Source organism: Geodermatophilus sp. CPCC 205761 (genome assembly GCF_051383655.1).
In the GTDB taxonomy this organism is placed as follows: Bacteria; Actinomycetota; Actinomycetes; order Mycobacteriales; family Geodermatophilaceae; genus Geodermatophilus.
This window is the reverse complement of record NZ_JALPKQ010000059.1, coordinates 15,052-30,326: the sequence shown is the minus strand read 5'-3', so window position 1 is coordinate 30,326 and position 15,275 is coordinate 15,052. Positions and strand designations below refer to the sequence as shown.

Annotated in this window: 10 protein-coding genes; 5 read left to right on the top strand and 5 right to left on the bottom strand. The window is 76.5% G+C overall.

Annotated elements, in window-relative coordinates; genetic code table 11:
- Positions 1–101: 101 nt before the first annotated feature.
- The 3 genes from speB to MY526_RS24095 are packed head-to-tail and all read left to right on the top strand — an operon-like array spanning position 102 to position 3,383.
- Positions 102–1,142, top strand: coding sequence for an agmatinase (gene speB, locus MY526_RS24105; protein WP_436705232.1), 1,041 nt, complete (start codon positions 102–104; stop codon positions 1,140–1,142).
- Positions 1,139–3,019: a primary-amine oxidase gene (locus MY526_RS24100; RefSeq protein ID WP_436705231.1), complete on the top strand. Its 1,881-nt coding sequence runs from the start codon at positions 1,139–1,141 to the stop codon at positions 3,017–3,019. Before speB ends, MY526_RS24100 begins: the two co-directional genes overlap by 4 nt.
- A 1-nt stretch (position 3,020) precedes the next feature.
- Positions 3,021–3,383, top strand: coding sequence for a hypothetical protein (locus MY526_RS24095; protein ID WP_436705230.1), 363 nt, complete (start codon positions 3,021–3,023; stop codon positions 3,381–3,383).
- On the opposite strand, the gene MY526_RS24090 is transcribed toward MY526_RS24095, so the two are convergent.
- Positions 3,380–4,891, bottom strand: a complete 1,512-nt coding sequence (locus MY526_RS24090) for a PucR family transcriptional regulator (RefSeq protein WP_436705229.1) — start codon at positions 4,889–4,891, stop codon at positions 3,380–3,382. The genes MY526_RS24095 and MY526_RS24090 overlap by 4 nt on opposite strands.
- A gap of 148 nt (positions 4,892–5,039) precedes the next feature.
- On the opposite strand from MY526_RS24090, the gene gabT reads away from it, so the two are divergent.
- Complete coding sequence (gabT, locus tag MY526_RS24085) at positions 5,040–6,398, top strand: 4-aminobutyrate--2-oxoglutarate transaminase (protein ID WP_436694962.1); 1,359 nt, start codon at positions 5,040–5,042, stop codon at positions 6,396–6,398.
- Positions 6,395–9,502: an NAD-glutamate dehydrogenase domain-containing protein gene (locus MY526_RS24080; RefSeq protein ID WP_436694960.1), complete on the top strand. Its 3,108-nt coding sequence runs from the start codon at positions 6,395–6,397 to the stop codon at positions 9,500–9,502. Before gabT ends, MY526_RS24080 begins: the two co-directional genes overlap by 4 nt.
- A gap of 64 nt (positions 9,503–9,566) precedes the next feature.
- Here MY526_RS24080 and MY526_RS24075 read toward each other — a convergent pair whose 3' ends face one another.
- The 4 genes from MY526_RS24075 to MY526_RS24060 form a co-directional block, all read right to left on the bottom strand.
- Complete coding sequence (locus MY526_RS24075; protein ID WP_436694959.1) at positions 9,567–11,000, bottom strand: aldehyde dehydrogenase family protein; 1,434 nt, start codon at positions 10,998–11,000, stop codon at positions 9,567–9,569.
- 123 nt (positions 11,001–11,123) lie between these two features.
- The gene (locus MY526_RS24070) at positions 11,124–12,353 is read right to left on the bottom strand and encodes an MFS transporter (protein ID WP_436694958.1); all 1,230 of its coding nucleotides are present in this window, start codon (positions 12,351–12,353) and stop codon (positions 11,124–11,126) included.
- Between the two features lie 54 nt (positions 12,354–12,407).
- Entirely contained in the window at positions 12,408–14,030 is a 1,623-nt protein-coding gene (locus MY526_RS24065) for an amidohydrolase (RefSeq protein WP_436694957.1), read from the bottom strand.
- Positions 14,027–15,106, bottom strand: a complete 1,080-nt coding sequence (locus tag MY526_RS24060; protein ID WP_436705228.1) for an APC family permease — start codon at positions 15,104–15,106, stop codon at positions 14,027–14,029. The genes MY526_RS24065 and MY526_RS24060 overlap by 4 nt, the downstream gene beginning before the upstream one ends.
- Positions 15,107–15,275 lie beyond the last annotated feature (169 nt).

Sequence of the window (15,275 nt, the reverse complement as noted above, 5' to 3'; positions counted from 1 at the left end):
ATGGCCAACATCGACTCCTGACCGCAGGCGGCCCCGAGGGGCAGAAATGGCCATTTCTGCCCCTCGGGGTGCGCCCCGACCGACCGACAGGGATCCCCCGCATGACCCGCTACGGCGCCCAGTACGGGCCCGACATCACCTACCTCGGCGTCGGCCGCTGCGACCTGGAGGACCCCGCGTCCTTCGCCGGTGCGGACGTCGTCGTCCTCGGCGCCCCGTTCGACGGCGGCACCTCGCACCGTCCCGGCACCCGCTTCGGCCCGCAGGCCATCCGGATGACCGACTACCTGGCCCACGACGGGTCCCGGCCCAGCCTGGCCCTGCGCACCGACGGGCTGCGCGACCTGCGCGTGCTCGACGCCGGCGACGTCGAGATGTACTCCGGGGACATCGAGACCGCGCTGCCCGCGCTGGAGGCCGCGGTGGAGACGGTCACCCGGGCCGGCGCGATCCCGGTGGTCCTCGGCGGCGACCACTCGATCGCCTTCGCCGACGCCAAGGGCGTGGCCAACGTGCTCGGGCACGGCCGGGTGTCGATGATCCACTTCGACGCGCACGCCGACACCGGCGACATCGAGTTCGGCTCGCTGTGGGGACACGGGCAGCCGATGCGCCGGCTGATCGAGTCCGGTGCCCTGCGCGGCGACCGCTTCCTGCAGATCGGCCTGCGCGGCTACTGGCCCCCGCCGGAGACGCTGGACTGGATGGCCGAGCAGCGGATGCGCTCCTACGAGATGACCGAGATCGGGCACCGCGGCCTGGTGGCCTGTCTCACCGAGGCCTTCGGCATCGCCACCGACCAGTGCGAGGGCGTCTTCCTCTCCGTCGACATCGACGTCTGCGACCCCGGGCACGCCCCCGGCACCGGCACCCCCGAGCCCGGCGGGCTGACCGCCCGGCAGCTGCTGGACTCGGTGCGCCGGATCTGCCTCGAGCTCCCGGTCGTGGGCGTGGACGTGGTCGAGGTCAGCCCGCCCTACGACCACGCCGACATCACCGCCGCCCTGGCCAACCGCGTGGTGCTGGAGGCGCTGTCGGCCGTCGCCCGCCGCCGCCGCGACGCCCGCGACGGCACCCGGTGGGACCCGTCCCTCCCCCTGCTCGCCGACCGCCCCGTTCCCCGCCGAGAGGACCCCGCATGATCGCCCACCCGCTCGACCCGCTGACCGCCGAGGAGTTCCGCGCCGCCGCAGGCATCCTGCGCCGGGACCGCGGCGTCGACGAGCGGTGGCGGTTCGCCTCGATCGAGTTGCGGGAGCCGGCCAAGGACGTCGTCCGCGCGTTCCGCCCCGGCGACCCGATCCGGCGCGAGGCGCGGGTGACCTGCTGGAGCCGCGAGGAGGGCACCACCCACAAGGCGCTGGTGTCGCTGACCGACGACACCGTGCTCTCGTGGGAGGCGGTGCCCGGCGAGCAGGCGAACATGACCCTCGACGAGTGGCACGAGGCGCACGAGGTGCTCATCGAGCACCCCGACGTCGTCGCCGCCCTCGCGAAGCGGGGCATCACCGATCTGGACCTGGTGCTCATCGACACCTGGGCCTACGGGCACTCGCTCATCCCGGTCGAGTTCCAGGACCGGCGGGTCGGCTGGACCGACGTCTGGCGCCGGTCGACGCCGAAGGGCAACCCGTACGCCAACCCGGTCAACGGCCTGCACTTCGTCGTGGACCTCAACACCATGGAGCTGCTGCGGATCGAGGACGACGCCCCGCCGGCCGGGGGCACGCCGATGGGCGAGTACCGCGCCGACCTCGTTCCCGGCCTGGTCCAGCGCACCGACGTCAAGGCGCTGGAGATCACCCAGCCGGAGGGGGTCTCCTTCGCCCTCGACGGCAACGAGCTGCGCTGGCAGAACTGGACGATGCGGCTGGGCTTCAACCACCGCGAGGGGCTGGTGATCCACCGGGTGGCCTACGACGGCCGGCCGGTCGCGCACCGGCTGTCCTTCGCCGAGATGGTCGTCCCCTACCGCGACCCCAGCCCCGACCACCACCGGCGCACCGCCTTCGACATCGGCGAGTGGGGCCTGGGCTTCATGACCACCTCGCTCGAGCTGGGCTGCGACTGCCTCGGCGAGATCACCTACGTCGACGCCGTCCTGCACGACACCCGCGGCGAGCCGTACACGATCAAGAACGCCATCTGCCTGCACGAGGAGGACGACGGCGTGCTGTGGAAGCACGTCGACGAGAAGGCCGGCGCCGAGGTCCGCCGGTCGCGGCGGATGGTCGTGTCCTTCCACGCCACCGTGGCCAACTACGAGTACCTGACCTACTGGCGCTTCTACCAGGACGGCACGATCGAGTGCGAGGTGCGCGCCACCGGGATCATGGTCACCAGCGCCTTCGACGGCGCGACCCCGCCCACCGGCACCCTCGTGGACGACCAGACCTACGCGCCCTTCCACCAGCACTTCATCGTCGCCCGCCTGGACATGGAGGTCGACGGACCGGAGAACACCGTCGTGGTCTCCGAGAGCGCCGCGGTGCCGGTCTCCACGGCCGACCCGCACGGCCTCGCGCTGGCGCAGCGCAGCCGCCCGCTGCTCACCGAGTCCGAGGGGCGGCAGGACCTCGACTGGGCCAGCCAGCGCGGCTGGAAGGTGGTCAACCGCAACCACCTCAACCGGCTGGGCACGCCGACCGGCTACAAGCTGGTCGCGTCGGGCTCCTTCCCGGCCCTGGTGGACCGCGACTCGGCGATCATGCGCCGGGCCGAGGTCATCGACCACACGCTGTGGGTCACCGCGTTCGACGAGGAGGAGCGCTGGCCGGCCGGCGAGTTCTGCAACCAGAGCCGGGGCTCGGCGGGCCTGCCGGAGTGGACGAAGGCCGACCGGCCCATCGCCGACGCCGACATCGTGCTGTGGCACGTGTTCGGCATCCACCACATCCCGCGGCCGGAGGACTGGCCGGTCATGCCGGTCGACGTCGTGTCGTTCTCGCTGAAGCCGTGGGGCTTCTTCGACCGCAACCCGACGCTCGACGTGCCGCCCAGCGCGGCCCGCTGCCACTGAGGTGTCCGCGGGCGGTGCCGCCGCCGGTCCGTGCCTGCTGGCGCGGACGGCGGCGGTCGTGGCGGTGGCCTGCGCCGTGCTGCACGCGGGGACGGCGGGCGGCGCTGCCGCACTCGCCGTCGGGCTGGCCTGCCTGACCTGCGCGGTGCACCTGTGGCGGCGGCCCGGCCCGGTGGCGTGGGGCACCCACGTCGTCCTGGCGGTGGGGATGGCGGCGCACCCCTTCGTCGCGGCCGCGCTCCCGGCCACCGGTCACGTGCACGGAGGCGGGACCTCGTGGGCGACGGCGGCGTCGCTGCTCGCCGGCGCGGGCCTGCTGCTCGCCGCGTGGCGCTGGTGGCTGCGTCGCGACCTGGTCGTCTAGTCCGTTCCCGGCGGGTGCAGCGCGATCCACAGCTCGGCCCGCGCGCCGGGCTCGTCGAGGTCCCGGCCGAGCAGGCCGCCGGCCCGGTGCACGCGCTTGCGCAGCGTGTGCCGGTGCACCCCGAGCTGCGCCGCGGCCGGCTCCCACTGCCCGTGGTGGGCCAGCCACACCCGCACCGAGTGCACGAGGTCGCCACCGGCCCGATCCGCGGCCACCAGGGGGGCCAGGAGCGCGTCGGCGAAGGCGCGGGTCGCCGTCGGGTCGAGCAGGGCGGTGAGCCCGGGGGCCGCCAGGTCGGCGAACGCGACGATCCCGGCGCCGCGGCCCCGGCCGTGCTCGGCGGCCTGCCGGGCCTGCCGGACGCCGTCGGCCAGCCCCGCCCAGCGGACCGGCCCGGACGATCCGATCGCCGCGCCCGGCACCCGCGTGGTCAGCACACCCAGCCGCTCCGGCAGCGGGCCGGCCGCCGGGGTCAGCAGCACCAGGGCGTCGTCGAGCTCCGCGGAGAACAGCGGGGCGTGCTCGTGCGCGGCCGCGTCGGCGGCGACGTCGACCGCCGCGGAGCGCTGCTCCCCGGTGCCCAGCAGGACCAGGACGTGCAGCGGCTCGGCGGGCAGCTGCTGCCCCAGCTCGACGACGACCGTGGCCACCGTCCGCTCCTCGCCCGCCAGCAGGAGACGCAGCAGCGCCGCGCGGAGGGCCGCCATGGCGCTGTCCAGCCCCCGGGACTGCTCCATCCGCAGCGTGAGCAGCAGCGCGGCCGCGTTCACGACGTGCCGGTCGGCCGGCGGGAGCGGCCCCGGGCGGCCGACCGCCAGGAAGCCGCGGGTGCGCGCACCGCTGCCCAGCGACTGGACCAGCACCGTCTCCTCCGGTGCGCTCAGCGCGGCGCTCGCCGGGGCGCGCATCCCGCGCAGCCGGTCCAGCTCGGCCTGCAGGCCCGGCGCGCGCCGGGCGGCCGCCGCCGGCGCCGCCTCCAGCGGGGCGCCGACGGCGTCCAGCAGCAGCGCCCAGCCACCGACCGAGCGGGCCAGCCGCTCGAGGACGGCGGCCGGGGCGCCCGGCGTCAGCGCCGCCCGCGTGAGCTCCTGCTGGGCGGTGGCGGCCCGGGCCACCGCGGCGTACTCGTCGGCCGCGAGCGCGGCCGACACCCCGCGGGAGATGGCGATGAACGGGGTCCCGCGGGGCACCTCGACCACCGGCAGACCGCCCGCCGCGGCGGCCGCCACCAGCTCCCCGAGGACGGCGTCCTGGCCCAGCCCGGTGCCGAAGCCGAGCGCGGCGACGCCTCCGTCCACGAGCCGCCGCACGTACGGGCCCACCGGCTCACCGTCGCGCAGCGCCAGGCCGGTCATGAGCAGCAGCTCGCCACCCTGCAGGAACGGCGCCGGGTCCGGCAGCTCGCTCACGTGCACCCAGGACAGCGGGCGGTCCACCGGGACGTCGGGAGTGAGCAGGCGCAGGTCCAGCTCCGGGTTCGCGACCAGGTCGGCGACGGTGACCGGCACGGGGACTCCTGGAGTAGGCGGTGCCACTGTGGACACCGGGAAGCCCCCGGTGCGCCGGTCCGGACAGTACCTCCGCGCCGCGGCGCCGCCCAGACTCGACGTCGTACCTGCCCCCCGCAGGGCGCACCCGTCGAGCCGAGGAGCCCCCATGACCGACCTGCTGGCACCCCCGTCGACGCCGGCCCAGGAACGCCGGCTGGTCACCGAGGTGCCGGGTCCGCGCTCCCGGGAGCTGATGGCCCGGCGCACCGCCGCGGTCTCCGCCGGCGTCGGCACCACCCTGCCGGTCTTCGTCGAGCGCGCCGCCGGCGGCGTCGTCGTGGACGTCGACGGCAACTCGCTCATCGACCTCGGCTCGGGCATCGCCGTGGTCAACGTCGGCAACGCGGCGCCCCGCGTGGTCGCCGCCGTCCAGGAGCAGGTCGCCGCGTTCACGCACACCTGCTTCATGGTCACGCCCTACGAGGGGTACGTCGCCGTCTGCGAGGAGCTGGCCCGGGTCACCCCCGGCGACCACGAGAAGCGCTCGGCGCTGTTCACCTCCGGCTCCGAGGCCGTCGAGAACGCGGTCAAGATCGCCCGGCACGCCACCGGACGGCAGGCCGTGGTGGTGTTCGACCACGCCTACCACGGCCGGACCAACCTCACGATGGCGCTGACCGCGAAGACCATGCCCTACAAGCACCGGTTCGGCCCGTTCGCCCCCGAGGTGTACCGCGTGCCGATGAGCTACCCCTTCCGCGACGCCCCCGGCCTGTCCGGCGCCGAGGCCGCCGCGCGGGCGATCCGGCAGATCGAGACCCAGGTGGGCGCCGCGAACGTCGCGGCCGTGCTGATCGAGCCGATCCAGGGCGAGGGCGGGTTCGTCGTCCCCGCCCCGGGGTTCCTCCCGGCCGTCGCCGAGTGGTGCCGGGCGGCCGGCGCGGTGTTCATCGCCGACGAGGTGCAGACCGGCTTCTGCCGCACCGGCGACTGGTTCGCCTGCGAGCACGAGGGCGTCGTCCCCGACCTGGTGACGCTGGCGAAGGGGATGGCCGGCGGGCTGCCGCTGGCGGCGGTGACCGGCCGCGCCGAGCTGATGGACGCCGTCCACACCGGCGGGCTGGGCGGCACGTACGGGGGCAACCCCGTGGCCTGCGCCGCGGCGCTGGCCGCCATCGACACGATGCGCGAGCAGGACCTCGCCGGCGCCGCCCGCGCCATCGAGGCGACCATGCTGCCGCGGCTGCGGGCGATGCAGGAGCGCACGCCGGCCATCGGCGACATCCGCGGCCGCGGGGCCATGATCGCCGTCGAGCTGGTCCGCCCCGGCACGACCGACCCCGACCCCGCGCTCGCCGCGGCCGTCGCCCGGCACTGCCACGCCGAGGGCGTCGTCGTCCTCACCGCCGGCACCTCCGGCAACGTGCTGCGGTTCCTGCCGCCGCTGGTCATCGGCCCGGACCTGCTCACCGAGGCGCTCGACGTGCTCGACGCCGCCGTCGCGGCCACCACCGCGGCCCGATGACCGCCGCCGTCAGCCCGCCGCGCGACCGGGTCCGGCTGCGCCCGGTGCCGGCGGCCGCGGAGCCCCTCGTCGGCGCGGTCGCCGAGTGGCCGGGGACCCGCCCGCTGCTGGCCGACGTCGTGCCCGTGTTCGAGCGCCTCGGCGTCCGGGTGGCCGACGCCGCCTCGCTGCCGGACGACGGCGCGCCGGCCACCCGGCTGGACCTGCTGCTGCCGCCGGGGGTGCGGCCCGGACCGGCGCTGGCCGCGCTGGAGGAGGCGCTGGCCGCGGCCTGGGCCGGAGAGGCCGAGCTCGACGGGCTCTCCCGGCTGACGGTGACCGAGGGGCTGCCGGTCGCCGACGTCACGGTCCTCCGGGCCGCCTGCCGCTACCTGGCCCAGACCGGGTCCGGCCTGTCCCGCAGCTACATCGAGGAGACCGTGCTCGCGGCGCCGCGGTTCGCCCGGGCGCTGCTGCGCCGGTTCACCGCCCGCCACTCCCCCGACCGCCCCGACCTCGCGGGCGCCGAGGCGGCCGCCGCCGAGCTCGACGCGCTGCTCGACGGCACCACGAGCCTCGACCAGGACCGCATCCTGCGCGGCCTGCGGGACGTGCTCGACGCCGTCGTCCGCACCAGCGCCTTCCAGCGCGACGCCGACGGCCGCCCCCGACCGCAGCTCGCCCTGAAGATCGCGTCGTGCCGGCTGCCCTTCCTGCCGCTCCCGCGGCCGGAGGTCGAGACGTTCGTCTACTCCCCCGCGATGGAGGGCCTGCACCTGCGCGGCGCCGCCGTGGCCCGCGGCGGCATCCGCTGGTCCGACCGGCCCGAGGACTTCCGCACCGAGGTGCTCGGCCTGCTCAAGGCGCAGCTGGTGAAGAACGCGGTCATCGTGCCCGCCGGGGCCAAGGGCGCCTTCGTCGTCCGGGCGGACCTGCGCGGGCTGGACCGGGCGGCGGCGCAGGAGCGGGTCGCCGCGGCCTACCGGTCGTTCGTCTCCGGCCTGCTCGACGTCACCGACGATCTGGTCGACGGCGCGGTCGTGCCCCCCGACCGCACCGTGGTGCTCGACGGGGACGACCCCTACCTCGTCGTCGCCGCCGACAAGGGCACGGCCACCTTCTCCGACCTGGCCAACGCCCTGGCGGTCGAGCGCGGGTTCTGGCTGGGGGACGCGTTCGCCTCCGGCGGCTCCGCGGGCTACGACCACAAGGCCATGGGCATCACCGCGCGCGGCGCCTGGGTGTCGGTCCGCCGGTCCCTGCGGGAGCTGGGCACCGAGGTCGACGCCGAGCCGGTGACCGTGGCCGGGATCGGCGACATGTCCGGCGACGTGTTCGGCAACGGGATGCTGCTCTCCCCCCGGCTGCGCCTGGTCGCCGCGTTCGACCACCGGCACGTCTTCCTCGACCCCGACCCCGACCCGGCTGCCTCGTTCGCCGAGCGGCGCCGGCTGGCCGCCCTGCCCGGGTCGTCGTGGGCCGACTACGACCCGGGCCTGCTCTCCCCCGGCGGCGGCGTGCACCGGCGCGACGCCAAGGTGGTGGCCCTCTCCCCCGAGGTGCGGCGGCGCCTGGGCGTCGAGGCCACCGAGCTGACGCCGGACGAGGTGGTCCGGGCAGTCCTCCGCGCGCCGGTCGACCTGCTGTGGAACGGCGGGGTCGGCACCTACGTGCGCGCGGCGGAGGAGACCGACGCCGAGGCCGGCGACCGCGCCAACGACCGGGTCCGGGTGACGGCGGAGACGCTGCGCTGCCGGGTCGTCGGCGAGGGCGGCAACCTGGGGCTCACCCAGCGCGCCCGGGTCGCGGCGGCCCGCGCGGGCGTGCGGGTCAACACCGACTTCATCGACAACTCGGCCGGGGTCGACACCTCCGACCGGGAGGTCAACCTCAAGATCCTGCTGGCCGGGGCGGTCCGGGACGGCGAGCTGACCGGCGCCGGGCGCGACGCGCTGCTGCGCGAGCTGACCGACGAGGTCGCCGCCGCGGTGCTCGCCGACAACGCCGCCCAGGCGCGCGCACTCACCGTGTGCGCCGACCAGGCGCCGTTCCTGCTCGACCGGCACGCCGCGCTGATCCGCGACCTGGAGCGGCAGGCCGGCCTCGACCGCGACCTGGAGCACCTGCCGTCGGAGGCCGACATCGAGCGGCTGCGGGCGGCCGGCGGCGGCCTGACCCGCCCCGAGGCGGCGGTCCTGCTGGCCTACTCGAAGAACCTGGTCCGGGAGGAGCTGCTCGGCAGCGACCTGCCCGACGACCCGGCGCTCGGCGGCGTCCTCCGGCGCTACTTCCCGCGGCCGGTCCGCGAGCGCTGGCCCGACCGCATCGCGGCCCACCCGCTGGCCCGCGAGATCACCGCCACCCAGCTGGCCAACGACCTGCTCAACCGGGTGGGGCCGGGGTTCCTGCACCGCCTGGAGGAGCGGCACGGCGTGGGGACGCCGGTCGCCGCGCGGGCGTTCGCCGCCGCCGAGCAGGTCCTGGAGCTCGACCGCCTCTGGGCGCTGCTCGACGAGGACGTCCCGCCCGCGGTCGAGCGGCTCGCGCTCCCGGCGCTGCAGCGGATCACCGAGCGGGTGGCCGACCGGCTGCTGCGCCGGCACCGGGACCCCGCCGCGCTCACCGCCGCCGTGCCCGCGCTGACCCGGCTGGCCGGCGAGGTCACCGGCGAGGAGCCCCCGGTCGCGGAGGAGCTGCGGGCCGCCGGCGCCGGTCCGGCGCTCGCCGCCGGGATCGCCGTCCTCGGCCCGCGGGCCGACGCGGTCGACCTGGCCGACGTCGTCGGGGCGACCGGCCTGCCGGTGGGCGCCGTGCTCCGCGCCCACTCCGCCCTCGGTCGGGCGCTGCGGCTGGACGGCGCCGGTGCGCGGGCCGCGGACGCGCCCGGCGACTCCTCCTGGGTGCTCGCCGCGAAGGCGGCGCTGCGCGAGCAGCTCGGCGAGCACCACCGCGCCCTGACCGCCGCCGCGCTGACCGCCGGTGACGACGTCCTGGCGCGGCACCCGGCCGCGGTGGCCCGGTTCGCCGCCACCGGAGAGGCCGCCGCGACAGCCCGCGAGGACGGCGTCGCGCTGCTGGCGGTGCTGACCGGCGAGCTGCGCCGGCTCCGGCAGCTCGCCGCCTGATCCCGCCGTCGCGGCGAGGGGCCCGGTCCGACCGGACCGGGCCCCTCGGCGCCGCTCGGACGCTTCAGACGTCGACGTCGGTGAGGACGAGCACCCGCTCCTCGGTGAGGTCCTCCATGGCGGCGTGCACGCCCTCCCGGCCGGTGCCGGAGTCCTTGAGCCCGCCGTAGGGCATCTGGTCGGCGCGGAAGCTCGGGACGTCACCGATGACGACGCCGCCGACCTCGAGCTCCCGCGCGGCGCGGAAGGCCAGCTGCAGGTCCCGGGTGAAGACGCCGGCCTGCAGGCCGAAGCGGCTGTCGTTCACCCGCGCGAACGCCTCGTCGACCGAGTCGACGGCGTCCAGGACGACGACGGGCCCGAAGACCTCCTCGCAGGACACCCTCGCGTCGGCCGGCACGCCGGTGAGGACGGTCGGCTCGTACGCCGCGCCGTCGCGGCGGCCACCGGTCAGCACCCGCGCCCCGGCGGCGACCGCCTCGTCGACCCAGACCTCCACGCGGCGGGCGGCCGACTCGTCGATGAGCGGGCCGACGTCGGTGGCGTCGTCGGTCGGGTCGCCGGTGCGGAGCTTCCGCACCGCCTCCACGACCCGGTCGGTGAGCACCCCGGCGACGTCGCGGTGGGCGAAGACCCGCTGGACGGAGATGCAGGACTGGCCGGCCTGGTACATCGCGAAGGTCGCGATCCGGGCGGCCGCCCACGCCAGGGCGTCGTCGTCCTGGTCCGGGGCCACCACCACCGCGGCGTTGCCGCCCAGCTCGAGCGTGACGTGCTTGCGCGGGACCGCGTCGCGGATCGACCAGCCCACCGGCACCGACCCGGTGAAGGAGACCACCGGCAGCCGCGGGTCGCGGACCAGGTCGGCGGCGACCTCGTTGGGCACCGGCAGCACCGACCACGCGCCCGCCGGCAGATCGGTCTCGGCCAGGAGCTCGCCGAGCAGGAGCGCCGTCAGCGGCGTCGCCGGGGCCGGCTTGAGCACGATCGGTGCGCCGACGGCGATCGCCGGGGCCACCTTGTGGGCGACCAGGTTGAGCGGGAAGTTGAACGGCGCGATGCCGAGCACGGGACCGCGGGGCGCGCGGCGGACCAGCGCCATCCGGCCGGTCGCGGCCGGGTCGGTGTCCAGCCGCTGCAGGGTCCCCGACCACCGCCGGGCCTCCTCGGCGCCCCAGCGGAACGTCGAGACCGCGCGGGCCACCTCCAGCCGCGCCCACTTCAGCGGCTTGCCCGACTCCGCGGTGATCAGCGCGGCCATCTCCTCGCTGCGCTCGGCCAGCCGCCGGGAGACGGAGTCCAGAGCGGCGGCGCGGACGTGCGCGGGCGTGGCCGCGCAGGCCGCCCGGGCGCCGTGCGCCGCGGCGACCGCGGCCTCGACGTCCTCGGGGAGGGCCTGCGTCGTCCGGCCGGCGAGGGTGCCGTCGTGCGGCGAGCGCACCTCGAGCACCTCGGTGCCGGACCTGGACTCACCGGCGACCCAGTACGGGGTGGTCATGCGTCCTCCTCGGACGGGAACGGGGATCCGCGTCGACCCTCCCCGACCGGACGGCCGCCGGGCAGGTGCCGATCCGTCCACCCGGCCGGCCGCGGAGCGCCGGATCCGGCACGGCCGGACGGCTCAGCCGGCGGCCTGCAGGCTCCGGCTGCGGCCCAGCACCAGCGCGACGCCGAGGGCGGCGACGGTGAGCCCGCCGGCCAGGAGGACGACGGCCGGCCAGCCGCCGCCGTCCCACGCCCAGCCGGCCAGCGTGCCGCCGACGGAGGAACCGACGTAGTACCAGAACGAGTACAGCGAGGCCGCCTGCCCGACCGCGCGCCCGCTGCCCGCCGCCCGCAGCGCCACCCAGCCGCTGGCCACGCCGTGCGCGGCGAAGAAGCCGACGGTCAGCACGCACAGGCCGGCGACGAACGCCGGCAGCGGCCGGGCGAGGGTCAGGGCGATCCCACCGGCCATCACGGCGACGGCGACCGGGACCACCAGCCGCCGGCCGAGGCGGCCGGCGAGCTCGCCGCCGCCCACGGAGCTGGCCGAGCCGAGCAGATAGGCCAGGAAGACCAGCCCGGCCAGGCCGGGCGCCAGCCCGTACGGCGGGGACTCCAGCCGGAACGTCGCGGCGTTGTAGACGGCGACGAAGGCCCCCATCAGCAGCGCGGCGCTGCCGTAGAGGCCGAGCAGCACCGGATCGGTGAGCGCGGCGGCCAGCTGGCGCAGCAACCGCCCCTCCCGGGGCACCCGGGAGAAGCGGCGGGACGGCGGCAGCAGCACCCGCACGGCGACCGCGCAGCCGACCCCGAGCAGCGCGATGCCCCCGGTCGCCGCCCGCCAACCGCCGAGGTCCACCAGCAGGCCGCCGAGCAGCCGGCCGGTCAGCCCGCCGATCGCGTTGCCGCTGACGAACAGCCCGATCGCCCGCGCACTCACCGAGCCGTGCAGTTCCTCGCGCAGGTAGGCGGTGGCCACGGCGGGCAGTCCGGCCAGGGCGACACCCTGCGCCGCGCGCAGCCCCAGCAGCACCGGCCACGACGGCGCCACGGCGACCAGCACCCCGAGCACCGCGGCCGCGGCCAGGCCGCCGTGCAGGATCGCCGTCCGCCCGCGCCGGTCGGACACCGGGCCCAGCACGAGCAGGCCGACCGCCAGGCCGGCCGTCGCGACCGAGACGGACAACGTGGACCGCGCCGAGGAGATCCCGAACGCCCGGGTCAGCTCGGGGAGCAGGACCTGCGGGACGTAGAGCATCGCGAACACCGCGACGCCCGCGAGGAAGATCGCCCACGAGGCCCGGCGGAACCCCCGCTCACCGGCGCGGTACCCCGCACCGTCGGCGGGACGGCGAGCGGCATCCACGCCCCGACTCTGCGCCTGTGACCTGCTGCACCACCCGCCGGGCCCGGCTCGGGCTCAGGCGTCGACCAGCGCGTCCCGGTGCACGACGCAGCCACCGACCGTGGTGAGCGCGATCGGGGCGTCGGCGAGCTCGTCGGGCGGGGCGAGCAGCGGGTCGACGACGAAGGCGGTGAGGTCGGCGCGCATCCCCACCGCGATCCGCCCGGCCCGACCGGACTCGCCCGCCGCGTCGGCCGCCTGGCTCGTGTAGCCCTGCAGTGCCATGAGCGGCGTCAGCCCCTGGTGCGGCTGGACCGGCGGGACGTCGGGCTCGCCGGCCGGCCGGCGCAGCTGGGCGTCGGCCAGCACCCGGCGCGGGTCGTAGGGCGCCACCGGCCAGTCGGAGCCGAGGACCAGCGGGACGCCGGCGTCGCGCAGATCGCGGCAGCGCCAGGCCCGGTCGGCCCGCTCGTCGCCCAGCCGGGTGGACCAGTTGTCCGAGTGGTCGGCCCGGGTGAAGTGGGTGCAGTGGGTGGGCTGCATGCTGGCCACCACGCCCTGCCGGAGGAACCGGCCGATCAGGGCGCTGGGCAGCGTCTCGATGTGCTCGACGCGGTGCGGGCCCGACGCCGACCGGTCCACGCCGTCGAGCGCGTCCAGGACGTGCCGCACGGCGGCGTCGCCGATCGCGTGCGTCGCAGTCGGGACGCCGGCCGCGGCGAGCGCCCGGAGCGCGCGGGTGTACTCCGCCGGATCGGGCCAGAAGCTGGCCGTCGACCCGCCGAGGGCGTCGGGTTCCTCGAGCCACGCGGTGCCGTTGTCGATGGTGCCGTCGATCATGAACTTGACCCCGCCGATCCCCCAGCGGCGACCGCCCCGGCCCTGCACGTGCACCAGCTCGGCGAGCGTGTCGGCGTCCGCGCCCGGCAGGCACCACGGGGCGAACCGCAGCCGCAGCGGCAGGTCGCCGGCGTCCTCCGCCGCGGCGACGACGGCCTGGCTGTCACCGAGCAGGTCCATCACGTGGCCACCCGTCAGCCCGGTGGCCGCCATGCCCTGCAGCAGCTCGCGCAGCTGGGCGGCCCGGACGGGCACCGGGTCCAGCGGGACGTGCGCGGTGACGAGGTCCATCGCGCCGACCTCGAGCAGCAGGCCGGTCGGCCGCCCGGCGTCGTCGCAGACCACCTCCGACCGCGAGGCGAACCGCCGCGGGCCGTCGACGCCGGCGATCGCCAGCGCCCGCGCGGTGGCCAGGGCCGAGTGGGCGTCGAAGAGCCGGACGAAGGCGGGGCGACCGGCGACCGCGGCCTCGATCGGCGCGCTGGTCACGGGCTGCTCGCCGAAGAGGTTCGGGTCCAGACCCCAGCCCTGCACCCACGCCTCGGGGCCGCGCCCCTCGGCCGCGGCGGCCAGCAGCCGCTGGACCTCGGCGAGGGAGCGGGCCCGCGAGAGGTCGACGTCCACGGCCAGTTGCAGGCCCATCACCGGATGTGTGTGGCCGTCGACGAGACCCGGGGTGAGCGTGGCCGCGCCCAGGTCGAGGACCTCGGTGCGGGCGCCCCGCCAGTCCTCGGCGTCCCACCGGCTGCCGGTCGCCACGACGACGCCGTCGGCCACGGCGACGGCCTCGACCGGCCGGCTCCCCGGGACGAGCGTGTGCACCGTGTCCGCGAGCAGCACCAGGTCCGCGGCGGTCACGCCGCGCCCACCGGGCTGGCCCCGGCGGGGACCTCCGCCGCGCCGTCGTCCCGCCCCTCGCCGATGCGGGCGTAGACCGCGGGGCGGCTGCGCCGCAGCCACCGGGCGAGCGCCACCCCGACCAGGAGCGTCAGCGGGACGATGCCGACGAGCACGGCGTTGACCGCCGCGGAGGACGCGGTGATCAGCTCGACGTTGTCGAGCGTGACGTAGAGCGCGACCGCCAGGAGGACCGTGCTCGTCACCCCGGCCGCGACGGTGGTGGGCGTGCTCGCGGCCCGGTTGCGGCGCAGGAAGTAGGCGACCGCGGCGAGGGCGGTCAGCAGCATGAGCACGAAGATGCCGACCGCGCCCGGGGTGTTCACCCACAGCAGCAGGCGGGTGTAGGGGTCGGCGCCGGCCACCGCGAACCCCAGGACGACGACGGCGGCGACCACGGACTGCACGATCCCCGCGCGGTAGGGGGAACCGAACCGCGGGTGGGTGGTCCCGAACCAGCCGGGCAGCACGCCGTCCTCGGCGAGGGCGAAGGCGTAGCGGTTGATCGCGTTGTGGAAGGCCAGCTGCGAGGCGTAGACGCTGCTGATGATCATCAGGGACATCAGCGTGGACGCCCACGGGCCGACGTACGTGGTGATGGCGGTGAAGAACATGCCGGCCAGGTCGCCGCCGGCGGCGGCCTGCGCCTGGTCGCTGCCGAAGGCCTGCACGACCGCCCAGACGATGAAGGCGTACGTGACGGCCATGCCGACGATGGCGACGTAGGTGGCCCGCGGGACGGTGCGCTCCGGGTCGCGCGCCTCGCTGCGGTACAGCGCGGTGGACTCGAAGCCGATGAACGCCGCGAACGCGAACGCCAGGGCCGCGCCCATGCCGGGGGTGAAGACCGCGTCGGGGGTGAAGGAGGCGGCGTCGAGGCCGGACGCGCCGCCCCGGAAGACGACGGCGAAGGCCAGCAGCAGCAGGATCCCGGTCTCCAGGACCAGCAGGACGCCCAGCACCTTGGCGCCGACGTCGATGCCGGTCCACCCGACGAGGAAGACCAGCGCGATGGCCACCAGGCGATGACCGGCCACGGGACGGTGAGGCCGAACAGGTCGGCCAGCGTCGCCTGCGTCTGCACCGCGAGCAGGCCGTAGACGCCGATCTGGATGGCGTTGTACGACACCAGCGCCAGCAGCGCGGCCGCCAGCCCCCACGTGCGGCCCAGCCCCTTGGCGATGTAGGCGTAGAAGGCGCCGGCGC

What these genes read in the sequence shown, in the direction of transcription:
- speB (WP_436705232.1), top strand. Translation starts at nt 102, where the DNA reads ATGACCCGCTACGGCGCCCAGTACGGGCCCGACATCACCTACCTCGGC.
- MY526_RS24100 (WP_436705231.1), top strand. Translation starts at nt 1,139, where the DNA reads ATGATCGCCCACCCGCTCGACCCGCTGACCGCCGAGGAGTTCCGCGCC.
- gabT (WP_436694962.1), top strand. Translation starts at nt 5,040, where the DNA reads ATGACCGACCTGCTGGCACCCCCGTCGACGCCGGCCCAGGAACGCCGG.
- MY526_RS24080 (WP_436694960.1), top strand. Translation starts at nt 6,395, where the DNA reads ATGACCGCCGCCGTCAGCCCGCCGCGCGACCGGGTCCGGCTGCGCCCG.
- MY526_RS24075 (WP_436694959.1), bottom strand. Translation starts at nt 11,000, where the DNA reads ATGACCACCCCGTACTGGGTCGCCGGTGAGTCCAGGTCCGGCACCGAG.